The sequence below is a fragment of the Streptomyces sp. genome (assembly GCF_035644915.1).
Classification (GTDB): Bacteria; Actinomycetota; Actinomycetes; order Streptomycetales; family Streptomycetaceae; genus Streptomyces.
In genome coordinates, this window is record NZ_DASQNP010000182.1 from 15,629 (window position 1) to 36,873 (window position 21,245).

21 protein-coding genes are annotated in these 21,245 nt (G+C 72.6%); 14 read left to right on the forward strand and 7 right to left on the reverse strand.

Going from position 1 to position 21,245, the window contains the following annotated elements; translation table 11 throughout:
- Positions 1–117: 117 nt before the first annotated feature.
- A complete protein-coding gene (gene lysS / locus VE546_RS19925; RefSeq protein WP_324924234.1) occupies positions 118–1,848 on the reverse strand; it encodes a lysine--tRNA ligase in 1,731 nt (576 codons plus the stop codon).
- A gap of 197 nt (positions 1,849–2,045) precedes the next feature.
- Here lysS and argS point away from each other — a divergent pair, with 197 nt between their 5' ends.
- Positions 2,046–3,842, forward strand: a complete 1,797-nt coding sequence (argS, locus tag VE546_RS19930; RefSeq protein ID WP_324924236.1) for an arginine--tRNA ligase — start codon at positions 2,046–2,048, stop codon at positions 3,840–3,842.
- Between the two features lie 88 nt (positions 3,843–3,930).
- Here the strand turns inward: argS and VE546_RS19935 are convergent, their stop codons facing one another.
- From VE546_RS19935 to VE546_RS19945, 3 genes are all read right to left on the reverse strand, one after another.
- Positions 3,931–4,722, reverse strand: a complete 792-nt coding sequence (locus VE546_RS19935; protein ID WP_324924238.1) for an SDR family oxidoreductase — start codon at positions 4,720–4,722, stop codon at positions 3,931–3,933.
- A 170-nt stretch (positions 4,723–4,892) separates the two neighbouring features.
- Positions 4,893–5,228 (reverse strand): YnfA family protein, encoded by a 336-nt coding sequence (locus tag VE546_RS19940; protein WP_324924240.1) that lies wholly within the window; start codon positions 5,226–5,228, stop codon positions 4,893–4,895.
- Between the two features lie 37 nt (positions 5,229–5,265).
- Entirely contained in the window at positions 5,266–5,820 is a 555-nt protein-coding gene (locus VE546_RS19945; protein WP_324924242.1) for a hypothetical protein, read from the reverse strand.
- A gap of 128 nt (positions 5,821–5,948) precedes the next feature.
- Here VE546_RS19945 and hemL point away from each other — a divergent pair, with 128 nt between their 5' ends.
- From hemL to ccsB, 6 genes are all read left to right on the forward strand, one after another.
- Positions 5,949–7,283 carry a glutamate-1-semialdehyde 2,1-aminomutase gene (gene hemL / locus VE546_RS19950; protein ID WP_324924244.1) on the forward strand — a complete coding sequence of 445 codons (1,335 nt, stop codon included), beginning with the start codon at positions 5,949–5,951 and terminating at the stop codon, positions 7,281–7,283.
- Positions 7,284–7,396: 113 nt separating this feature from the next.
- Positions 7,397–8,059 (forward strand): histidine phosphatase family protein, encoded by a 663-nt coding sequence (locus VE546_RS19955; protein WP_324924280.1) that lies wholly within the window; start codon positions 7,397–7,399, stop codon positions 8,057–8,059.
- A gap of 68 nt (positions 8,060–8,127) precedes the next feature.
- Positions 8,128–8,757 (forward strand): TlpA disulfide reductase family protein, encoded by a 630-nt coding sequence (locus VE546_RS19960; protein ID WP_324924246.1) that lies wholly within the window; start codon positions 8,128–8,130, stop codon positions 8,755–8,757.
- Between the two features lie 6 nt (positions 8,758–8,763).
- The gene (locus VE546_RS19965) at positions 8,764–9,552 is read left to right on the forward strand and encodes a cytochrome c biogenesis CcdA family protein (RefSeq protein ID WP_324924247.1); all 789 of its coding nucleotides are present in this window, start codon (positions 8,764–8,766) and stop codon (positions 9,550–9,552) included.
- 4 nt (positions 9,553–9,556) lie between these two features.
- Positions 9,557–11,458: a cytochrome c biogenesis protein ResB gene (gene resB / locus VE546_RS19970; protein ID WP_324924249.1), complete on the forward strand. Its 1,902-nt coding sequence runs from the start codon at positions 9,557–9,559 to the stop codon at positions 11,456–11,458.
- Complete coding sequence (gene ccsB / locus VE546_RS19975) at positions 11,455–12,567, forward strand: c-type cytochrome biogenesis protein CcsB (RefSeq protein ID WP_324924251.1); 1,113 nt, start codon at positions 11,455–11,457, stop codon at positions 12,565–12,567. The genes resB and ccsB overlap by 4 nt, the downstream gene beginning before the upstream one ends.
- Positions 12,568–12,609: 42 nt before the next feature.
- On the opposite strand, the gene VE546_RS19980 is transcribed toward ccsB, so the two are convergent.
- A complete protein-coding gene (locus VE546_RS19980) occupies positions 12,610–13,044 on the reverse strand; it encodes a PLD nuclease N-terminal domain-containing protein (RefSeq protein ID WP_324924253.1) in 435 nt (144 codons plus the stop codon).
- Between the two features lie 133 nt (positions 13,045–13,177).
- On the opposite strand from VE546_RS19980, the gene VE546_RS19985 reads away from it, so the two are divergent.
- Positions 13,178–14,629 (forward strand): menaquinone biosynthesis decarboxylase, encoded by a 1,452-nt coding sequence (locus tag VE546_RS19985; protein ID WP_324924255.1) that lies wholly within the window; start codon positions 13,178–13,180, stop codon positions 14,627–14,629.
- Positions 14,626–15,594 carry a menaquinone biosynthesis prenyltransferase MqnP gene (gene mqnP / locus VE546_RS19990; RefSeq protein WP_324924257.1) on the forward strand — a complete coding sequence of 323 codons (969 nt, stop codon included), beginning with the start codon at positions 14,626–14,628 and terminating at the stop codon, positions 15,592–15,594. The genes VE546_RS19985 and mqnP overlap by 4 nt, the downstream gene beginning before the upstream one ends.
- Before the next feature lie 50 nt (positions 15,595–15,644).
- Here mqnP and VE546_RS19995 read toward each other — a convergent pair whose 3' ends face one another.
- Complete coding sequence (locus VE546_RS19995; RefSeq protein WP_324924259.1) at positions 15,645–16,271, reverse strand: rhomboid family intramembrane serine protease; 627 nt, start codon at positions 16,269–16,271, stop codon at positions 15,645–15,647.
- 127 nt (positions 16,272–16,398) lie between these two features.
- Complete coding sequence (locus tag VE546_RS20000; protein WP_324924261.1) at positions 16,399–17,517, reverse strand: hypothetical protein; 1,119 nt, start codon at positions 17,515–17,517, stop codon at positions 16,399–16,401.
- Positions 17,518–17,622: 105 nt separating this feature from the next.
- On the opposite strand from VE546_RS20000, the gene VE546_RS20005 reads away from it, so the two are divergent.
- From VE546_RS20005 to VE546_RS20025, 5 genes are all read left to right on the forward strand, one after another.
- A complete protein-coding gene (locus tag VE546_RS20005; RefSeq protein WP_324924263.1) occupies positions 17,623–18,342 on the forward strand; it encodes a UbiX family flavin prenyltransferase in 720 nt (239 codons plus the stop codon).
- Positions 18,343–18,416: 74 nt separating this feature from the next.
- Positions 18,417–18,875 (forward strand): Lrp/AsnC family transcriptional regulator, encoded by a 459-nt coding sequence (locus VE546_RS20010; RefSeq protein WP_324924265.1) that lies wholly within the window; start codon positions 18,417–18,419, stop codon positions 18,873–18,875.
- Between the two features lie 116 nt (positions 18,876–18,991).
- Positions 18,992–20,155 (forward strand): aminofutalosine synthase MqnE, encoded by a 1,164-nt coding sequence (gene mqnE, locus VE546_RS20015; RefSeq protein ID WP_324924267.1) that lies wholly within the window; start codon positions 18,992–18,994, stop codon positions 20,153–20,155.
- 84 nt (positions 20,156–20,239) lie between these two features.
- Positions 20,240–20,764, forward strand: a complete 525-nt coding sequence (locus tag VE546_RS20020) for a GNAT family N-acetyltransferase (RefSeq protein ID WP_324924269.1) — start codon at positions 20,240–20,242, stop codon at positions 20,762–20,764.
- 48 nt (positions 20,765–20,812) lie between these two features.
- Positions 20,813–21,130, forward strand: a complete 318-nt coding sequence (locus VE546_RS20025; protein WP_324924282.1) for a DUF4229 domain-containing protein — start codon at positions 20,813–20,815, stop codon at positions 21,128–21,130.
- The last annotated feature ends 115 nt before the right edge of the window (positions 21,131–21,245 follow it).

A 21,245-nucleotide genomic window follows, 5' to 3' on the forward strand; every position in this document is an offset into this window, starting at 1 on the left:
CGCACCCCGCGAGGGCACTCCGCCGGACGGCGGAACCGGCCGCGGGCGACACGGAGAAGCCGGCCCGTCCGCGCGTACGGACGGGCCGGCTTCCGGCCGTTCGTTCCGGTTCCGGCGTCAGGCGCCCAGCAGCTTGCGGACCCGGTCCGCGCCCACCGCGAGCAGCAGCGTGGGCAGCCGCGGGCCGGTGTCGCGCCCCACCAGCAGCCGGTAGAGCAGTGCGAAGAAGGCGCGCTGGGCCACCTTCAGCTCCGGGGTCGGCTTGGCGTCCGGCGTCAGCCCCGCCTGGACCTTGGGCACGCCGTAGACGAGCGTGGTCAGCCCGTCCAGCGACCAGTGCTCGTCCAGCCCGTCCAGCAGCAGCCGCAGGGACTCGCGCTGGGCGTCGTCGAGCGAGTCCAGCAGCTCGGTGTCCGGCTCCTCGCGGACGCGGGTGCGCTGCTCGGCCGGGACCTGGGTGTTGATCCAGCGCTGTGCGCAGTCCAGGCGCGGGCGTGTCTCCTCCAGGGAGCGGACCGGGGTGTCCGGGTCCAGCTCGCTCAGGATGCGCAGGGTCTGCTCCTCGTCCCCGGTGGTGATGTCCACCACCGAGGCGAGCGTGCGGTACGGCAGCGGGCGCGGCGTCCTGGGCAGCTCGCCGGCCGCCGTGCTGACGGCCCGGCGGTGGGCCGCGGCGTCGGCGGGCTGCGCCGTGCCGTCGGCGACCTTGCGCTCCAGGGCGTCCCACTCGTCGTAGAGCCGCTGGATCTCCTGGTCGAAGGCGACCTTGAAGGACTGGTTCGGCTTGCGGCGCGCGTACAGCCAGCGCAGCAGCGGCGCCTCCATGATCTCCAGCGCGTCGAGCGGGGTCGGCACCCCGCCCTTGGAGCTGGACATCTTGGCCATGCCGCTGATGCCGACGAAGGCGTACATCGGGCCGATCGGCTGCTCGCCGCCGAAGATCTCCTTCACCAACTGCCCGCCGACGACGAAGGAGGAGCCCGGCGACTGGTGGTCCACGCCGGAGGGCTCGAAGATCACGCCCTCGTACGCCCAGCGCATCGGCCAGTCGACCTTCCAGACGAGCTTGCCGTGGTGGAACTCCGAGAGCAGCACCGTCTCCTCGTGGCCGCACTGGCACACGTAGGTCATCTCGGTGCTCTCGTCGTCGTACGCGGTGATCGTCGTCAGGTCGCGCTCGCAGACGGTGCAGTACGGCTTGTACGGGAAGTACCCGGCGCTGCCGGAGCTGCCGTCGTCCTCGCCCGCCGCGCCGGAGCCCTCGGCGGCCTCGATCTCGGCGGCCGTCATCTCGGGGTCCTTCGGCTTCTGCTGCTTCTTGGCCGCGCTCTCCGGGGTGACCTTGGTGCGGTAGCGGTCCAGCACGGCGTCGATCCGCGCGCGCTCGCGCATGGCGAAGAGGATCTGGTCGCGGTAGGCGCCGGAGGTGTACATCGCCGTCTGGCTGATCCCGCGCACCTCGATGCCCAGCGCGTCGAGCGCCTCGATCATGGCGGACTTGAAGTGCTCGGCCCAGTTGGGGTGCGCGCTGCCCGCGGGCGCGGGCACGGAGGTGAGCGGCTTGCCGATGTGCTCGGCCCAGGAGGGGTCGATGCCGGCCGGGACCTTGCGGAAGCGGTCGTAGTCGTCCCAGGACAGGATGTGCTCGCACGCCACGCCGCGCCGCTTGATCTCGTCGGCGACGAGGTGCGGCACCATGACCTCGCGGAGGTTGCCCAGGTGGATGGGGCCGGAGGGGCTCAGGCCCGAGGCGCAGACGATCGGTTTGCCGGGGGCGCGGCGCTCCGCCTCGGCAATGACCTCGTCCGCGATGCGGGAGACCCAGTCGGTCTCGGTGCTCTGAGCCACGGTCGGCACGTCCCTTTCCAGCTTCTTCGAGTCCGGCCTCTTCCGAGGCGCCGGATGCGTCGGATGTCGAAGGTGACGGTTCCATTCTTTCAGACCCGGTACGGGCCCGGCGCCTGATATGCGCGAGCCCCGGCCACCACCCCCGTGGGATACTGGACCGATCCGGTAACCGCACTCAGAGGAATGGCATACCTTTCATGGCCTCGGTCCCTTCCCTCGCCGCCACCGTCCGCCAGCGTGTCGCGGAGGCCCTCTCGGCTGCCCTGCCGGAGGCCGCGTCCGCGGACCCGCTGCTGCGACGCAGCGACCGGGCGGACTTCCAGGCCAACGGGATGCTGGCGCTGGCCAAGAAGCTCAAGGGCAACCCGCGGGAGCTGGCGGCGAAGGTCGTGGAGCGGCTGCCCGGGGTCGCCGAGGGCGACGAGGACCGGGTGATCGCCGGGATCGAGGTCTCCGGGCCGGGCTTCCTCAACATCACCGTCGCCGACGAGGCGATCATCCGGACCCTGGCGGCGCGGGCGGCCGACGACCGGCTGGGCGTGCCGTACGCGGAGCACCCGGGCACGACGGTGATCGACTACTCCCAGCCCAACGTGGCCAAGGAGATGCACGTCGGGCACCTGCGGTCCACGGTGATCGGCGACGCGATCGTGAAGATCCTGGAGCACCGCGGCGAGAAGGTGATCCGGCGCCACCACATCGGGGACTGGGGCACGCAGTTCGGCATGCTCATCCAGTACCTCATCGAGCACCCGCACGAGCTGGACCACGCCGCGGACGCCCCGAGCGCCGCCGGCGGCGAGAGCGGCGAGGCCGCGATGTCCCGGCTGGGCCGGCTCTACCGGGAGTCGCGGGCGCTGTTCGACTCCGACGAGGAGTTCAAGCAGCGCGCCCGCGACCGGGTCGTGCAGCTCCAGGCCGGTGACGAGCGCACGCTGGAGCTGTGGCGGAAGATCGTCGACGAGTCGATGATCTACTTCCACGCGGTCTACGACCAGCTCGACGTGGAGATCCGCGACGAGGACGTGGTCGGCGAGAGCGCGTACAACGACGACCTCCACCAGGTCGTGAAGGACCTGGAGTCCAGCGGGGTCGCGGTCCGGTCCGAGGGCGCGCTGTGCGTGTTCTTCGACGACGTCAAGGGCCCCGACGGCAAGCCGGTCCCGCTGATCGTGCAGAAGTCCAACGGCGGCTTCGGCTACGCCGCCACCGACCTGGCCGCCATCCGCAACCGGGTCGGCGAACTGGGCGCCGACACCCTGCTGTACGTGGTGGACGCCCGGCAGGCGCTCCACTTCAAGATGGTCTTCGAGACCGCGCGCCGGGCCGGCTGGCTGCCCGAGGGCGCCGCCCGCCAGCTCGCGTTCGGCACGGTGCTGGGCAAGGACGGCAAGCCGTTCAAGACGCGCGAGGGCGAGACGGTCCGGCTGGTGGACCTGCTCGACGAGGCGGTGGAGCGGGCCACGGCCGTGGTGCGGGAGAAGTCCCAGGGCGCGGGCCTGACCGAGGAGGAGATCGCCGAGCGCGGTGCCCAGGTGGGCATCGGCGCGGTGAAGTACGCGGACCTGTCCACCTCGATGTCCCGCGACTACGTCTTCGACCTGGACCGGATGGTCTCGCTCAACGGCGACACCAGCGTCTACCTCCAGTACGCCTACGCCCGCATCCAGTCGATCCTGCGCAAGGCCGGCGACGCCAAGCCCCTGCCGCACCCGGAGCTGTCCCTGGCCCCGGCGGAGCGGGCGCTGGGCCTGCACCTGGACGAGTTCGCCGAGACGCTGGAGAGCGTGGCCGAGACGTACGAGCCGCACAAGCTGGCGGCGTACCTGTACGGACTGGCCTCGCACTACACGACGTTCTACGACCAGTGCCCGGTGCTGAAGGCCGGGGACGCGGCGACGGTGGAGAACCGGCTGTTCCTGTGCGAGCTGACCGCCCGCACCCTCCACCAGGGCATGGCGCTGCTGGGCATCCGCACGCCCGAGCGGCTGTAGGCCGGACCGCGGACGGACGCGCGCACGGGCCGGACGGTGGGAACCGTCCGGCCCGTGCGCTTGTTCCGGTGCGCCGTCCGGCGCGTGCTCAGCGCTCGCGGTGCACCTTGGTGTTGGACGCCTGGGCGCGGGGACGGACGACCAGCAGATCGACGTTGACGTGCGGCGGGCGGGTCACGGCCCAGGCGATCGTGTCGGCCACGTCCTCGGCGGTCAGCGGTTCGGCGACGCCCTCGTAGACCTTGGCGGCCTGCTCCGCGTCCCCGCGGAAGCGGGTGAGCGAGAACTCCTCGGTGCGGACCATGCCGGGCGCGATCTCGATGACGCGGACGGGCTGCCCGCACACCTCCAGGCGCAGGGTCTCGGCCAGGACGTGGGCGCCGTGCTTGGCGGCGACGTAGCCCGCCCCGCCCTCGTAGGTGGCGTGGCCGGCCGTGGAGGACAGCACCAGCACCGTGCCGTCGCCGGAGGCGGTCAGCGCCGGCAGCAGCGCCTGGGTCATGTGCAGCACGCCCAGGACGTTGACCTCGTACATCGCCCGCCAGTCGGCCGGGTCGGCGGTGGCGACGGGGTCGAGGCCCAGGGCGCCGCCCGCGTTGTTGACCAGCACGCTGCCGGGGGCCAGGGGGCCGAGCCGGCCGGCGAAGGCGTCCACGGCCGCGCGGTCGGTGACGTCCAGGGGGTGCGCCAGGGCCTGGTGGCCGGCGTCGGTCAGTTCGGCGGCGAGGGCCTCGATGCGCTCCGCGCGGCGGGCCGTGAGGACGGTCCGGTAGCCCTCGGCGGCCAGCCGCCGCGCGGTCGCGGCGCCGATCCCGCTGCTCGCGCCGGTGATCACGGCGGTGGGCGCGGCGGACTGCCCGGTCTCGGTGGACGAGGTCATGGACGGACCCTCCCGGGAGGTGGACGGGGGCGGACGGGGGTTGACGTTCCGGTGCCGCTCCGCAGCATAGGTGCCGAAGATCGCCCGGAAGGGGGAGTGGCCGGATCACCCTCCCCGCGGCGCGTACATACTGCGGTCTCCCGGGGGCCACCCCCGGACCCCCGGCCGGATCACCCTCCCCGCGGCGCGTACATGATGACCGCGACCCCCGCGAGGCAGATCAGCGCGCCGAGCACGTCCCAGCGGTCCGGGCGGAAGCCGTCCACGGCCATGCCCCAGGCCAGCGAGCCGGCCACGAAGACCCCGCCGTACGCCGCCAGGATGCGGCCGAAGTGGGCGTCCGGCTGGAGCGTGGCGACGAAGCCGTACGCGCCCAGGGCGAGCACTCCGGCGCCGATCCAGGCCCAGCCGCGGTGCTCGCGCGTCCCCTGCCAGACCAGCCAGGCGCCGCCGATCTCCAGGAGGGCGGCGAGGACGAACAGGAGCGCGGAGCGGGCGACGGACACGGCGGGGAACCGGGACGCGGGGTGCGGGCGGCCGGGCTCAGGGCCAGACCAGGCAGTACGGCTGGTGGCCCGCCTCGTGGAGGCGGTGCGAGAAGTCCTGCCACTCGTGCAGGAGTTGGTAGACGTCGAACGCGTCGCGCGGGCCTCCGCGGTCGGGGACGGTGGACCAGATGAAGGCGGCGGCGCCCACCGACTCCTCGCCGATGCCCCGCAGCGGGTCGACGACCGTCATGGGGAGCTTGACCACGGCGTAGTCGGAGCGGAGCACGACCAGTTCCAGCGGGGGCACCTTGTGCAGGGGTATCCCCTCGATGCCGGTGAGGACCATCGCGGCCATCGTCTCCGGCTTGATCCTGGTGAACATGCCGTGGCCCAGTTCGTCCCCGCCCAGCTCCTCCGGGCGCATCGAAATGGGCACGCGGGCGGCGGTGGCGCCGTCCGGCGCGCCGAAGTACTTGTAGGTCACCCCCACCCGGCCACCCTTGCTGCTCCTCGTCTCTGCCGCCTCACGCCGGTGACGGCCCCGTGCGCGCCTGGGCCCCCCGGGGCTGGTGTCCCCCGTGCCCTCGCCCAGTCCGCCACCACGCTGCATGACACCACCCGACCATCCGCGGCCCCCGCCGCGCAACCCGATCATCGTCTCAGAGACTCCCAAAGACCTCCCCTTCTGGCGGGCCGTGAAACGCCCGGCCGCACATGTGCGCGAGGGTCTCTGAGACCATGGCTTGCGTGAGCTATCCGTACGATGCACCAGTATCGCAGTCGCTGTACGACCGCGCCGCCGTCGTGACGCCCGGAGGTGTGAACTCTCCGGTGCGTGCCTTCCGCGCCGTGGGCGGTACGCCCCGCTTCATGGTGTCCGGTACCGGTCCGTACCTCACCGATGCCGACGGCCGCGAGTACGTGGACCTCGTGTGCTCGTGGGGCCCGATGATCCTCGGGCACGCCCACCCCGCCGTGACCGAGGCCGTCCAGGCCGCGGTGGCCCGCGGCACGTCCTTCGGCACCCCCGGCCAGGGCGAGGTCGAACTGGCCGAGGAGATCGTGGCCCGCGTCGCCCCCGTCGACCAGGTACGGCTGGTCTCCTCCGGGACCGAGGCCACGATGTCCGCGATCCGGCTGGCGCGCGGGTTCACCGGGCGGAGCAAGGTGATCAAGTTCGCCGGCTGCTACCACGGACACGTCGACGCCCTGCTGGCCGCCGCCGGGTCGGGCGTGGCCACCTTCGGCCTGCCCGACACCCCCGGTGTGACGGGCGCGCAGGCCGGGGAGACGCTGGTGCTGCCGTACAACGACCTTCAGGCCGTCGCCGCCGCCTTCGCCGCGCACCCCGGCGAGATCGCCTGCGTGATCACCGAGGCGTCGCCGGGCAACATGGGCGTCGTGCCGCCGCGCGAGGGCTTCAACGCCGGCCTGAAGGAGCTGTGCGAGCGCCACGGCGCGCTGTACGTCTCCGACGAGGTGATGACCGGCTTCCGCGTCTCGAAGGCGGGCTGGTACGGCCTCGACGGCGTCGTGCCGGACCTGATGACCTTCGGCAAGGTGATGGGCGGCGGCTTCCCGGCCGCGGCCTTCGGCGGCCGGGCCGACGTGATGTCCCGCCTCGCCCCCGCCGGCCCCGTCTACCAGGCCGGCACCCTCTCCGGGAACCCGGTCGCGACCGCGGCCGGCCTCGCCCAGCTCAGGCTGCTGGACGACGCGGCGTACCGGAAGCTGGACGCCGTCTCCGCCGAACTCCGCTCCCTGGTCACCGAGGCGCTGGCCAAGGAGGGCGTGGCCCACCGGCTGCAGAACGCGGGCAGCATGTTCTCGGTCTTCTTCACCGACGAGGACGTGACGGACTACGACGCCGCCCGGCGGCAGGAGGCGTTCCGCTACACCGCGTTCTTCCACGAGATGCTCTCCCGGGGCGTCTACCTGCCGCCCTCGGCCTTCGAGGCGTGGTTCGTCTCGACCGCGCACGACGAGCGGGCCGTCGAGCGGATCGCCGACGCGCTGCCCGCCGCGGCGCGCGCCGCGGCGCAGGCCACCGACCCCGCGGAGACCGCGGCATGACGGCCCCGATGGACCCGGCGGGCATGACCGACCCGGCGGACGTGACGGTCTCCGGGGAGACCGCGGGGGAGCGGGAACGCCACGGCGGCGGGCAGCGGACCGTCGTCCACCTGATGCGGCACGGCGAGGTGGAGAACCCCGAGGGGATCCTCTACGGCCGCCTCCCCGGCTACCACCTGTCCGAACTGGGCCGCCGGATGGCCGAGCGGGTGGCCGAGCACCTGGCCGACCGCGACATCGCGTACGTGGTCGCCTCCCCGCTGGAGCGCGCCCAGGAGACCGCCGCCCCGGTCGCGAAGGCCCACGGCCTGGACGTGGCCACCGACGAGCGGCTGATCGAGGCGGAGAACATCTTCCAGGGCAAGACCTTCGGCGTCGGCGACGGCGCGCTCCGCCGGCCCGCGAACTGGCCGCACCTGCGCAACCCCTTCAGGCCGTCGTGGGGCGAGCCGTACATCGACCAGGTGGTGCGGATGATGGCCGCGCTGGAGGCCGCCCGGGACGCCGCCCGCGGGCACGAGGCCGTCTGCGTCAGCCACCAACTCCCCATCTGGACCGTGCGCAGCTTCGTCGAGCGCCGCCGCCTGTGGCACGACCCGCGCAGACGGCAGTGCACCCTGGCGTCGCTGACCACCTTCACCTACGTCGGCGACCGGATCGTCTCGGTCGGCTACTCCGAGCCGGCCCGCGACCTCGTGCCGCCCCACCTGCGGGCGGGCGCGAAGCCGGCCAGGCCGGCCAGGGGAGCCCGGCGGACCAGGGGGTTCGGGGCCTGAGCGGACGGGACGGACACCGGCGAGGGGGGCGCGGAAGATCGCCCGGGAGTGCATGCGAAACTTTTCACATGAGTCAGAGCCGCGCCCCCCGACGCCGCCCCCCGCGTCCCGGCCGCCGTCTCCCCGCGGCCGTGGCCGGAGCCGTGGCCGGTGTGCTCGCGCTGTCCGCGTGCGGCGGTGGCAGTGAGGAGAAGGCCGCGTCCTCGGGCGACACCCAGTTCGTCCAGGGCACCGGTCAGATCACCACGGTGGCCGAGAAGGACCGCAGGCCCCTGCCGGACATCTCCGGCGAGACCGTGGACGGCGAGCACCTCTCCCTGTCCGACTACCGGGGCAAGGTGGTCGTCCTCAACGTCTGGGGCTCGTGGTGCGCGCCCTGCCGCGCCGAGGCCCCCAACCTCGCCAAGGTCGCCGAGGACACCGAGGACGAGGGCGTGCGGTTCGTCGGGATCAACACCCGCGACCTGGACAAGGCCAACGCCCGGGCGTTCGACCGCCGCTACGGCATCGAGTACCCGAGCCTGTACGACCCCAGCGGCAGGCTGATCCTGAAGTTCCCCAAGTACAGCCTCTCCCCGAAGGCCATCCCGTCCACCCTGATCATCGACCGGGAGGGGAGGATCGCCGTGCGCGCGCTGAAGCCGCTCAGCGAGGAGGACCTGCGCTCCGCGCTCGAACCGGTCGTCGCGGAGAAGTGACCTGACATGCCTCCCGACACGCACCCCGGCCCGTTCCTCCTCGCCGCGGCCACCGGCATGAACGAGACCGTGCTGAGCGGCGCGCTGCTGCTGGCCCTGCCGATCGCGGTCCTGGGCGGCCTGGTCTCGTTCTTCTCGCCGTGCGTGCTGCCGCTGGTGCCCGGCTACCTCAGCTACGTCACCGGCGTCAGCGGCACCGACCTGGCCGAGGCGCGGCGCGGGCGGATGTTCCTGGGCGCCTCCCTGTTCGTGCTCGGCTTCACCGCCGTCTTCGTCTCCGGCGGGGCGCTGTTCGGCGGCTTCGGCGCCCTCCTCCAGGAGCACCAGAAGGCCATCTCCAGAGTGCTGGGGGCGCTGACCATCGTGCTCGGCCTCGCCTTCATGGGCGTCATGCCGCGCCTGATCCAGCGCGAGTTCCGCCTCCACACCAGGCCGGCGGTCGGGCTGGCGGGCGCGCCGATGCTGGGGGTGCTGTTCGGGCTGGGCTGGACGCCGTGCATCGGGCCGACCCTGGCGGCCGTGCAGACCCTGGCGTTCAGCGAGGCGAGCGCCGGACGCGGCGCGCTGCTCACCGTGGCGTACTGCCTGGGGCTGGGGCTGCCGTTCGTCCTGGCCGCCGTCGCCTTCCGGCGGGCGCTGGGCGCCTTCGGCTGGGTCAAGCGGCACTACGCCTGGGTGATGCGGGCGGGCGGCGCGATGCTCGTCGCGGTCGGGCTGCTGCTCGTCACGGGCGTCTGGGACCGGATCGTCTACGAGCTACAGGTGTGGTCGGCCGACTTCACCGTTGGGATCTGAAGCCATGAGCGACACGGACTCCACCACCACCGAGAGCCGGACGGCGGACACCGACGAGCTGGACGTCGCCCGCGCGGGCGCGCGGCTGTCCACCGCGCCCGCGGACACGGACGCCGACGCCGGCGGGAGCGGCACCACCCCCTCCGGGGGGCAGGCCGTACCCGGGTCGTTCGGCGGCGTGCGCCGCCCCGGCGCGCTGGGGGCGGCGGCCTGGACCCTCCGCGAGACGGCCGGCTGGCTGCGCTGGTTCTGGCGGCAGCTCACCTCGATGCGGGTGGCGCTGATCCTGCTCCTGCTGCTCTCCCTCGCCGCGATCCCCGGCTCGATGATCCCGCAGCAGGACGTGGACCCCCTCGCGGTCGAGGACTTCCGGCAGCGGCACGAGACCCTGGCGCCCCTCTACGACAAGCTCCAGCTCTTCGACGTCTACAGCTCGGTGTGGTTCTCCGCGGTCTACATCCTGCTGTTCGTCTCGCTGATCGGCTGCATCGTGCCCCGCACCTGGCAGTTCGCCGGCCAGCTCCGCGGCCGTCCGCCGGGCGCCCCGCGCCGGCTGGACCGGATGCCCGCCCACACCACCTGGCGCACCACCGCCGAACCGGAGCGGGTGCTGACGGCGGCGCGTTCGCTGCTGCGCCGCAGGCGCTTCCGCACGGATGCGGCGGACGCGGCGCGCGGCGCCGGGGGCTGGGTGGCCGCCGAGAAGGGCTACCTGCGCGAACTCGGGAACCTCGTCTTCCACATCTCGCTGGTCGTGATGCTGCTGGCCTTCGCGGCCGGACAGCTCTGGAAGTCCGAGGGCGGCAAGCTGATCGTGGAGGGCGACGGCTTCTCCAACACCCTCACCCAGTACGACGACTTCACCTCCGGCTCCCTGTACGACACCGGCGACCTGGACTCGTTCGGCTTCACGCTCAAGGACTTCGAGGCCACCTTCGAGCGCAACGGGCCGCAGCGCGGCACCCCGCGCGAGTTCCGCGCCGACGTGACGTACTGGGAGGGCGCCGACGGCACGGAGAAGAAGGCGAGGATCGAGGTCAACCACCCGCTGGAGGTCGGCGACTCCCAGGTCTACCTCGTCGGCCACGGCTACGCGCCGGTCGTCACCGTCACCGACGGGCAGGGGAACGTGGCGTTCCGGGGGCCGGTGCCCTTCCTGCCGCAGGAGAGCGCCGGGCTCACCTCCACCGGCGTGATCAAGGTCACCGACTCCCTCGACCGGAACGGCAAGCCGGACCAGCTCGGCTTCCAGGGCATCTTCACCCCCACCTACGGGATCGACGAGGTCCGCGGACCCCACTCGACGTTCCCCGAGCTGGACTACCCGGTGCTCTCCCTCAACGCCTTCCACGGCGACCTGGGGCTCGACTCCGGCATCCCGCAGAACGTCTACCAGCTCGACACCGACAAGATGAAGCAGTTCAAGGGCGAGGACGGCGACCTGTTCCGCGCCGACCTGCGTCCGGGCGAGTCCGTCGAGCTGCCGGACGGCGCGGGCACCCTGACGTTCGAGGGCGTCGACGAGTGGGCCAGCTTCCAGGTCTCCCAGGAACCGGGCGAGGGCTGGGCGCTGGCCGGGGCGACCGCCGCCGTCCTGGGCCTGGCCGCCTCGCTGTTCGTCCAGCGCCGCCGGGTGTGGGTGCGCGCCCGGCGCGACGGGGACGGGCTCACCGTCGTGGAGATGGCCGGGCTCGGGCGCAGCGAGTCCGCGAAGGTCCCCGAGGAACTGGCCGACCTGGCCCTCGCCCTGCAGGCCGACGCGCCACCGGGGGAGGCGCCGCCGGAGGACGGTGAGCCGGGGGCCGGCGGCCCCGAGGCCGAAGAGAAGACCGCCGCGGACAGGACCGCGGCCGCACCGGGCGCCGCCGAAGGCGCCGGACCCTCGTCACGAGGAGAGACCGAGTGAACATCGCCGCCGCAGTGAACGAGAACCTGGCCGAGTTCAGCAACCTGCTGATCAAGTCGGCGATGGCCGTCTACGCCCTCGCCTTCGTCGCCCACATCGTGGAGTGGGCGTTCGGCAGCCGCAGCAAGGTGGCCCGTACGGCCGCCGCGCTGACCGCGAAGAAGACCGGGGGGGCCGGGGGCGCCGGGGACGCCGGCGGGGGAGTCTCCGTCACCGTGCGGACCTCCGGCGGCACGGGCGTGCTGGAGAAGCCGAAGGTCGTCACCCGCTCCACCGCGGGCCGCCGGGCCGAGGTGCCGGACGGGCCCGGCGCGGCGGGCGAGGACGAACAGGGCGACCTGTACGGCCGGATCGCCGTCTCGCTCACCGTCCTGGCCTTCCTGCTGCACTCCGGCGCGGTGCTCACCCGCGCCCTGTCGGTGCAGCGCGCGCCCTGGGGCAACATGTACGAGTTCTCGACGGCCTTCTCCATGGTCGCCGTCGGCGCGTACCTGGGCTTCCTGGCCGCCAGGAAGAACGTCCGCTGGATCGGGCTGCCGCTGGTCACCACGGTGCTGCTCGACCTGGGCCTGGCGATCGTGGTCCTCTACACCGAGAGCGACCAGCTCGTCCCGGCGCTCGACTCGTACTGGCTGTGGATCCACGTCTCACTGGCCATCGTCTGCGGCGCCCTGCTGTACCTGGGCGCGGTCTCCACGGTGCTGTACCTGTTCCGGGACCGCTACGAGGCCAAGCTGGAGGCCGGCGGGAAGCCCGGCGCCTTCTCCACCTCCGTGCTGGAGCGGCTGCCCAGCTCCGCCTCCCTGGACACCTTCGCGTACCGCATCAACGCGGCTGTCTTCCCGTTCTGGACCTTCACCATCATCGCGGGCGCGATCTGGGCGGAGGAGGCGTGGGGCCGCTACTGGGGCTGGGACCCCAAGGAGGTCTGGTCGTTCATCACCTGGGTCGGCTACGCCTGCTACCTGCACGCCCGCGCCACGGCGGGCTGGAAGGGACGCAAGGCGGCGTACCTGGCGCTGTTCGCCTTCGCCTGCTTCCTGTTCAACTACTACGGCGTCAACATCCTCTTCGACGGCAAGCACTCCTACGCCGACGTGGACCTGTGAGGACGCCGGAGGCGTGACGCCGGGCGGGAGGGACCGCCCGGCTCAGGCGGCGGGCGGGGCGCTGTCCTCCGGCCCGCCGTTCTCCTTGTTGCGGCTCTCCTGGCCGTGGCGCGGCCCGTCCCCGGAGCGGTCGAGGCCCTCGTCCCCGCCGTCCCCGGACGCCTCCACGGCCTCCGGCGGCTCGGGGGCCGGACGCCGCGTCCGCTCGTTGATGGACCTCAGGAACTCGGGGTTGTCGTCCGGCGCGATCCAGCGGCGCTCGGAGGGCCGGGTGGCGCCGTAGGGGACGTTCCGGCGCGGACGGCCGACGGCGAACCAGGCGATGGGCCCCAGCAGGACCGAGCCGAAGAACAGGATGATGAAGACCCACGCCAGCTTCGGCAGTTTGCGGACCTCGTTCTCGGGGGTGTTGAGGCAGTCGATGAAGGCGTAGATCCACACCGCCAGCACGAGAACGGTCGGAAGAAGCCTGAGCATGGGCAACGCCCCCTGGAAGCGGTAGTGCGGCATGGGTGGGCCCTTGCGGGCCCGTCGGGCCGGGGATGCCGGGCCGGGGCCGGAGAAGGCCCCGCGACACGCCCAGGGTAATAGGTGTCGGATACTTGCCCCTATGGCATACGACGATCTCCGCTCGCTGCTGCGGGCCCTGGAGCGTGACGGTGACCTCATCCGCGTCAAGGCCGAGGTCGATCCTCATCTGGAGGTCGGGGAGATCGTCGACCGGGTCCAGAAGTCCGGCGGCCCGGCGCTGCTCTTCGAGAACGTCAAGGGCTCCACGATGCCGCTGGCGATGAACGTCTACGGCACCGACCGCCGGCTGCTCAAGGCGCTGGGCCTGACGTCCTACGACGAGATCAGCGAGAAGATCGGCGGGCTGCTCAGGCCGGAACTGCCGCACGGTTTCGTCGGGGTGCGGGAGGCCTTCGGCAAGCTCGGCGCGATGGCGCACGTGCCGCCGAAGAAGGTCAAGGAGGCGCCCGTCCAGGACGTGGTGCTCACCGGCGACGACGTGGACCTGGAGAAGCTGCCCGCGCTGTTCACCTGGCCGAAGGACGGCGGCTCCTTCTTCAACCTGGGCCTCACCCACACCAAGGACCCGGAGACCGGCATCCGCAACCTCGGGCTGTACCGGCTCCAGCGCCACGACAGGCGCACCATCGGCATGCACTGGCAGATCCACAAGGACAGCCGCAACCACTACCAGGTCGCCGCCCGCCGCGGCGAGAGGCTGCCGGTCGCCATCGCCTTCGGCTGCCCGCCCGCCGTGACCTACGCCGCCACCGCGCCGCTGCCCGCCGACATCGACGAGTACCTCTTCGCGGGCTTCGTCCAGGGCAGGCGGGTGGAGATGGTGGACTGCAAGACGGTGCCGCTCCAGGTCCCGGCCCGCGCCGAGGTGGTGCTGGAGGGCTGGCTGGAGCCGGGCAGGATGCTGCCGGAGGGGCCGTTCGGCGACCACACCGGCTTCTACACCCCGCAGGAGGACTTCCCGGCGCTGACCGTCGACTGCGTCACGATGCGCAGACGGCCGGTCTTCCAGTCGATCGTCGTCGGGCGTCCGCCGACGGAGGACGGGCCGCTGGGGCGGGCCACGGAGCGCTTCTTCCTGCCGCTGCTGAAGATCATCGTGCCGGACATCGTGGACTACCACCTCCCCGAGGCGGGCGGCTTCCACAACTGCGCGATCGTCTCGATCGACAAGAAGTACCCCAAGCACGCGCAGAAGGTGATGTCCGCGATCTGGGGCGCGCACATGATGTCGCTGACCAAGCTGATCATCGTGGTGGACGCCGACTGCGACGTCCACGACCTCCACGAGGTCGCCTGGCGGGCCCTGGGCAACACCGACTACTCGCGCGACCTGCTGCTCACCGAGGGCCCGGTCGACCACCTGGACCACGCCTCGTACCAGCAGTTCTGGGGCGGCAAGGCGGGCATCGACGCCACCGCCAAGTGGCCCGAGGAGGGCTACACGCGCAACGGGGGCTGGCCGGACATGATCGTCTCCGACCCCGAGACCGCGGCCAAGGTCACCCGGCGCTGGCGGGAGTACGGGCTGTGAGCTCCGTCACCGAGGGCACGGGGGGCACCGAGGGCGCCAGGGAAGCCGCCGAGGGCGCCGGAGGTGCCGCCGGGGCGCGGCCCGCCCGCCCCGCGGGCAGGGTCAGGGCGTTCCTGCGGACGGTGATGATCGAGCACTCGGTCTTCGCGCTGCCCTTCGCCTACACCGCCTCGCTCACGGCGATGTTCCTCAAGGACGGCGGCGTCCACTGGTGGGAGCTGTTCCTCGTCACCGTCGCGATGGTGGGCCTGCGCACCTTCGCCATGGCCGCCAACCGGATCATCGACCGGGAGATCGACGCCCGCAACCCGCGCACCGCGGGCCGCGAACTGGTCACCGGCGCGCTGTCGGTGCGCGCCGCGTGGACCGGCGCGCTGGTCGCGCTGGCCGCCTTCCTGGGCGCCGCCGCGCTGCTCAACCCGCTGTGCCTGGTGCTCTCGCCGCTCGCCGTCGTGCCGATGGTGGTCTATCCGTACGGGAAGCGGTTCACCGACTTCCCGCACGCCATCCTCGGGCTCGCCCAGGCCATCGGTCCCGTCGGCGCCTGGATCGCCGTCACCGGGACCTGGTCGTGGGACGCGGTGCTCCTCGGACTCGCGGTGGGCATATGGATCGGCGGATTCGACCTGATCTACGCCTGCCAGGACGTGGCCGCCGACCGGGCCCACGGAGTGCGGTCCGTCCCGGCGCGCTTCGGCGTGGCCGCCGCGCTGTACGGCGCCCGCGGCAGCCACGTCGTCACCGTGGCGCTGCTGGCCTGGTACGGGGCGGCCACGGGCGCAGGGGCGCCCTACTGGGCGGGGCTGGCGGTCGTGGCGGTGGCGTTCGTCTACGAGCACTCCATCGTGCGGCCCGGGGACCTGTCCCGGCTGAACCGGGCGTTCTTCACCGTCAACGGCTTCATCGGGATGGTCTTCTTCGGCTGCGCCCTGGCCGACCTGGTGGTGCGCGGCCTGACCGTGTGACGGCCGCGGGACGCCGGGGCCGCCGGAAGGGGGTCGTCCGGACCGGCGGCTCAGCCGGTCAGCCGGGCCCGCCGGGACCGGCCGACCGGTGTGGAGCGGCGGAACCAGAACGCCGCCAGCACCCCGCCGACCAGCCCGAACAGGTGGCCCTGCCAGGAGACGCCCGAGGCGGTGGGCAGCACGCCCCACAGGATCGAGCCGTAGAGCAGGACGACCGTGATGCCGACCGTGATGTCCAGCGCGTCGCGGTCGACGAAGCCGCGGACCAGCAGGTAGCCGAAGAGGCCGAACACCAGGCCCGAGGCCCCCGCCGTGATCGAGTTCTCCGGCGCGGTCAGCCAGACGCCGACGCCGCTGACGACGATGATCGTCAGGCTCACGGCGAGGAAGCGGCCTATGCCGCGGACGGCCGCGAGGAAGCCCAGCACCAGCAGCGGCACGCTGTTGGCGGCGACGTGGTCCCAGCCGAAGTGCAGGAACGCCGCCGGTACGACGTCGGCCAGCTCGTCGGTGTCCCGCGGCGAGACGCCGTACGGGTCGAGGGAGTGGCCGGTGGCGACGTCGAACGCCTCCAGCAGCCACAGCAGGGTCACCCAGGCCAGCATCAGCACGCCCGCCGCCACCGCCCTGGACGCGCGCGACGGGCGGGTCGCGCCGGTCGTCGATCCGTACACCATCCGGTCCTCTCCCCGTCCGCCGGCCACACCGCGCTGCAGTGGGTCTGCCCGCTTTCGCCGTCGTGTACGACAACGTCACGGACCGCGCCGGAAGTTCCGGAGCCGTACGCGCCGGGGGCCGGGCGCGTCAGGAGCCGGACGCGTCCAGCTCCCCGTAGAGCGCCGCGGCCATCACGTCCTGCGGGTCCAGCCACTTCGCGCCCTGCGGCGCCTCCACCGGGACCGCCTGCCCGGCCGCGAAGAACAGCGTGAGCGGCAACTTCCCCGAACCCCCGGAGTCCCCGGAGCCCCCGGAACCCTCGGGGTCCTCCGGCCCGGCGAACTGCGCCAGGTCCACCGTCATGCCCGACAGGGCGCCGTCGCGCAGCGCCAGGTCCACGGTGACCTCGCGGTCCGGCGCCCGTTCCAGCCAGGCGAACCCGATCCCGTCGAAGCGCTCCTCCAGCGGGCCCAGCGCCGCCGCCAGGTCGCGGGCGACCGCGCGGGCCGGGAGGGAGACCGTGATGTGCTCGGCGCCGTCGCGCCGCCCGGCGTCCCGGAAGGAGGCGTGCTCGTCCAGGGCCCGGCGCACCGAGTCCACCACGTGGTGCTGGGCCCGGGCGCTCTGCAGGAGGTCCACGCTGTTGGCCAGCCGCTCGGCGCGCTCGCCGTACTTGCCGCCCACCGCCCGCGCGAAGTGGTCGAACTCCTCGGGGTCGATCTGCACCCACCGGCCCTGGAACATGTCCCGGGCCGCGGCCAGGGAGGGCGGCAGCTCGTCCGCCGAACCGGCCAGCTCGGCGGCCTGCGTCACCGTCGCGTGGCCCCAGTTCAGCTCCGAGGCCAGCCGCGTCCAGTCGGCGCGGACGTAGAAGTCGGTGCCGATCGACTTGTAGCCGGCCAGGTCCACGCCGCCGAAGTTCACCATCGTGCCGGAGTCGAGGCGGTCGCCCTCGCCGACGTCCTTCAGCGGCTTGTCCGCGCCGACCGTGATCGCCGTCTCCATCCGGGACAGTGCCAGGGCGTCCGTGCGGGAGGGGAGCGCGCCGCCCTCCCGGCCCCCGAGGCGCCGGAGGAAGGCGTACACGTCGTCGGCCGGGGCCTCGACGCGCGCGGTGACCGACACCGCCTCCCACTCGCCGAGCTTCTCGACGGCCCGGCGGGCCCTGGTCTCCGCGTCGGCCCGCTCGGAGGTGTCGCAGGAGGCGGAGGCGGCGATCAGGAGGGCGCACCCGGCGGCTGCCAGGCTCTTGCGGGTGATGGGCATGTGACGATCCAACTACTCCGGGACGGATGCGGCCAGGACCGGCCGGGAACCAAGGGTGCCCGGTCGGCGGGGGAGGGCGGTACGGCGGCGGCTAGGCTCGGTGCCGTGAGGGACAGTGTGCGACGGCCGTGGATCGTCGGTGTGTCCGGGGCGTCCGGGACGCCGTACGCCGCGTCGGTGCTGCGCGCCCTGCTGGCGGCGGGCGAGGACGTGGACCTGGTGGTCAGCAGGGCCTCCCGGCTGACGCTGCTGGACGAGACCGGCCACCCCTTCCGGGACGCCCACTGGCGCGAGGACCTGCGGCGCTGGCTGGCCCGGGGTGCGGACGGCACGCCGGACGCGTACGACGTGAAGATCCCCGAGCACACCGACGGCACCGCCGACAGCGACGGCAGCGCCGGCACCGGCGGCACCGTGCGGTACTGGCCGGCCGGGGACCTGGCCGCCGGGCCGTCGTCGGGCTCGTACCCGGCCCGGGGCATGGTGGTCGTCCCGGCCTCCACCGCGTGCGTGGCGGGGATCGCGCTGGGACTCTCCAAGGACCTGCTGCAGCGCACGGCGAGCGTGACCCTCAAGGAGCGGCGCCCGCTGGTCGTCGCCGTGCGCGAGACGCCGCTGAACGGCCGGACGCTCCGGCACCTGGTCGCCCTCGACGAGGCCGGCGCCGTCGTGCTGCCGGCCTCGCCCGCGTTCTACGCCGGGGCGACCCACATCCAGGACCTGGTCGATTTCGTCGCCGGCCGGGTGCTGGACGCGATGGGTGTCCCCCACAGCCTTTACCGCCGATGGAAAGGCGAGCTGGGGGCCGCACAAGGCCAGTCGTAGGGCAACTTGCCCGTATGCCTTAGATTCGGTCACAGACATCCGACAGGGCGGAACGACGGAAGGCACCAGGACGCATGGACGCGGTGGACAGGCAGCTCATCCAGGCGCTGCGCGAGAACGGCAGGGCCTCGTACGCCGAACTGGGCCGGCTGGTGGGCCTCTCCGGCCCCAGCGTCACCGACCGCATCAACCGGCTGGAGGCGGCCGGGGTCATCACCGGCTACCGCGCGACCGTCGACGCCGCCTCGCTGGGCCTCGGGGTCACCGCGCTGATCGGCATCCAGTTGTCCGACGCCGTGGACCACGAGGACGTGGCCGACCGGCTGCGGGAGCTGCCGGAGATCGAGGACTGCTGGTTCATCGCCGGCGACGACTCCTTCATGCTCAAGGTGCGCGCCACCGACGTGGACGGCCTGGAGCGGACGATCCGCAGGCTGTCGGGCACCAAGGGCGTCTCCCGCACCCGCACCACCATCGTGCTCTCCACCAAGTGGGAGAACCGGGTCGGCGAACTGCCCGGCGGCGAGGACTGACGCGAGGGGCGGCGGGGGCCCGGTCCGGCCGGGGACCGGGCTGGGCGTAGGCTCGGTGAGCCGCCCGCGGCAGGCGGCCCCGTACAGGACCGCACAGGACAAGGAGGCGGCGACGCATGGACGCTGGGCTCAAGCGTGAGCTGGAGGAGAAGGTCCGCGCCGGTGAACGGCTGAGCCGTGAGGACGGCATCGCCCTGTACGAGTCCGACGACCTGGCCTGGCTGGGCGGCCTCGCCCACGAGGTGCGCACCCGGCTGAACGGCGACGTGGTGTACTTCAACGTCAACCGCCACCTGAACATGACGAACGTGTGCACCGCCTCCTGCGCCTACTGCTCCTTCCAGCGCAAGCCGGGCGAGAAGGACGCGTACACCATGCGCATCGAGGAGGCCGTGCGGCTGGCCAAGGCGATGGAGGGCGAGAACCTCACCGAGCTGCACATCGTCAACGGCCTCCACCCCACCCTGCCCTGGCGCTACTACCCGCGTTCGCTGCGGGAGCTGAAGAAGGCCCTGCCCCAGGTGTCGCTGAAGGCGTTCACCGCCACCGAGATCCACCACTTCGAGACGATCTCGGGCCTGTCCGCCTCCGAGATCCTCGACGAGCTGATCGACGCGGGCCTGGAGTCGCTGACCGGCGGCGGCGCGGAGATCTTCGACTGGGAGGTGCGGCAGCACATCGTCGACCACCGCACCCACTGGGAGGACTGGTCGCGCATCCACCGCCTGGCGCACTCCAAGGGCCTCAAGACGCCGTGCACGATGCTGTACGGCCACATCGAGGAGCCCCGCCACCGGGTGGACCACGTGCTGCGGCTGCGCGAACTCCAGGACGAGACCGGCGGCTTCCAGGTCTTCATCCCGCTGCGCTACCAGCACGACTTCGTGGACATGAAGGACGGCAAGATCCGCAACCGGCTCCAGTCCCGCACCACGATGGCCACGGGCGCGGAGGCGCTGAAGACGTTCGCGGTCTCCCGGCTGCTGTTCGACAACGTGCCGCATGTGAAGGTCTTCTGGGTGATGCACGGCCTGCAGACCGCCCAACTCGCCCTCCAGCACGGCGCGGACGACATGGACGGCTCGGTGGTCGAGTACAAGATCACCCACGACGCGGACAACTACGGCACCCCGGACAAGCTCACCCGCGAGGACCTGCTGGAGCTGATCCGCGACGCCGGCTTCCGCCCGGTGGAGCGCAACACCCGCTACGAGGTCATCCGCGAGTACGACGGCCCCGACCCGATGCGGCGCGAGTCCCCGCAGCCCATGCGGGTCTGACCCGGCGGCGCGGACCGGTGGGACCGATGGGAGCGACGGGAGCGATGGAACCGGCGGGGCCGACGGGGACGGCGCGGTGACACGATGACGCTGCGGTACGTCCTCGATCCCCCCGTCGACCGGCGGCTCGTCGACGGGATCTGCACGCTGTGGGCCGAGGTGAGCAACGCGGGCGGCGCCGTCGGCTTCGTCCCGCCCGTGACCCCCGACGACGTCCGGCCCGAGCTGGTCGGGCACCTCACCGCGATGGCCGAGGGCCGGACGCGGCTGCTGGTGGCGTACGACGAGGACGGGCGGCCGGCCGGCACCGCCTTCCTCACCTTCAACAAACACCGGCTGATGCGACACTGGGTGTGGCTGTACACCGTGATGCTGCATCCCGCCCGCCAGGGCCGGGGCGAGGGCCGCGCCCTCATGGCCGCCGTGGAGGACGCCGTCCGGGGCATGGACGGCATCCGGGGCATACGGCTCACCTGCCGCGGCGGCCTCGGACTGGAGCGCTTCTACGGCTCGTGCGGCTACAAGGAGGTCGGTCGCGTCCCCGGCGCCATCAAGGTCGCGGACGACGACTTCCGGGACGACATCACCATGTGGCTCCAGCTCCGCTGACGCCGGCCACACGAAAGGACCACCACCGTGACCAGCACACCGGAGAACATCCAGGAGAACACCCGGGAGAACGCGCCGGGCCGCGCGCCGCACGCGACGCTCCGCTACACGGCCATGCGCCTCGGCCTCTTCGCCGCCTGCTACGTGGTCGTCTCGGTGCTCGCCTACGTCGGCGTCTTCCCCGAGGCCATCGGCAAGGCCAACCCGCTGTGGCTCGTCATGCTCGCCCTGGTGGTCTCCGCGCCGCTCAGCCTGGTGCTGCTGCGCAAGCAGCGCGACGAGATGTCCGTGCAGATCGCGGCGCGCGTGGCCCGCGCCAAGCGGAAGCTCGCGGCCAACCAGAGCCAGGAGGACGAGGCGGCCTGACCGGCCCGGCCGGTGCAAGCCGGTGCAGGCCGGCGTAATCAGCGTCACACCCTTCCGGGCCCCTCCGCACGCCCCGCCGGGAATACCCCTTCCCCGGCGGGGCGTTGTGCGTCGG

Excerpts from the sequence above, each read along its gene's own strand:
- argS (WP_324924236.1), top strand. The coding sequence starts at position 2,046 with ATGGCCTCGGTCCCTTCCCTCGCCGCCACCGTCCGCCAGCGTGTCGCG.
- VE546_RS19935 (WP_324924238.1), bottom strand. The coding sequence starts at position 4,722 with ATGACCTCGTCCACCGAGACCGGGCAGTCCGCCGCGCCCACCGCCGTG.
- VE546_RS19945 (WP_324924242.1), bottom strand. The coding sequence starts at position 5,820 with ATGCAGCGTGGTGGCGGACTGGGCGAGGGCACGGGGGACACCAGCCCC.
- hemL (WP_324924244.1), top strand. The coding sequence starts at position 5,949 with ATGGCTTGCGTGAGCTATCCGTACGATGCACCAGTATCGCAGTCGCTG.
- VE546_RS19955 (WP_324924280.1), top strand. The coding sequence starts at position 7,397 with ATGCGGCACGGCGAGGTGGAGAACCCCGAGGGGATCCTCTACGGCCGC.
- VE546_RS19960 (WP_324924246.1), top strand. The coding sequence starts at position 8,128 with ATGAGTCAGAGCCGCGCCCCCCGACGCCGCCCCCCGCGTCCCGGCCGC.
- VE546_RS19965 (WP_324924247.1), top strand. The coding sequence starts at position 8,764 with ATGCCTCCCGACACGCACCCCGGCCCGTTCCTCCTCGCCGCGGCCACC.
- resB (WP_324924249.1), top strand. The coding sequence starts at position 9,557 with ATGAGCGACACGGACTCCACCACCACCGAGAGCCGGACGGCGGACACC.
- VE546_RS19980 (WP_324924253.1), bottom strand. The coding sequence starts at position 13,044 with ATGCTCAGGCTTCTTCCGACCGTTCTCGTGCTGGCGGTGTGGATCTAC.
- VE546_RS19985 (WP_324924255.1), top strand. The coding sequence starts at position 13,178 with ATGGCATACGACGATCTCCGCTCGCTGCTGCGGGCCCTGGAGCGTGAC.
- VE546_RS19995 (WP_324924259.1), bottom strand. The coding sequence starts at position 16,271 with ATGGTGTACGGATCGACGACCGGCGCGACCCGCCCGTCGCGCGCGTCC.
- VE546_RS20000 (WP_324924261.1), bottom strand. The coding sequence starts at position 17,517 with ATGCCCATCACCCGCAAGAGCCTGGCAGCCGCCGGGTGCGCCCTCCTG.
- VE546_RS20010 (WP_324924265.1), top strand. The coding sequence starts at position 18,417 with ATGGACGCGGTGGACAGGCAGCTCATCCAGGCGCTGCGCGAGAACGGC.
- mqnE (WP_324924267.1), top strand. The coding sequence starts at position 18,992 with ATGGACGCTGGGCTCAAGCGTGAGCTGGAGGAGAAGGTCCGCGCCGGT.
- VE546_RS20020 (WP_324924269.1), top strand. The coding sequence starts at position 20,240 with ATGACGCTGCGGTACGTCCTCGATCCCCCCGTCGACCGGCGGCTCGTC.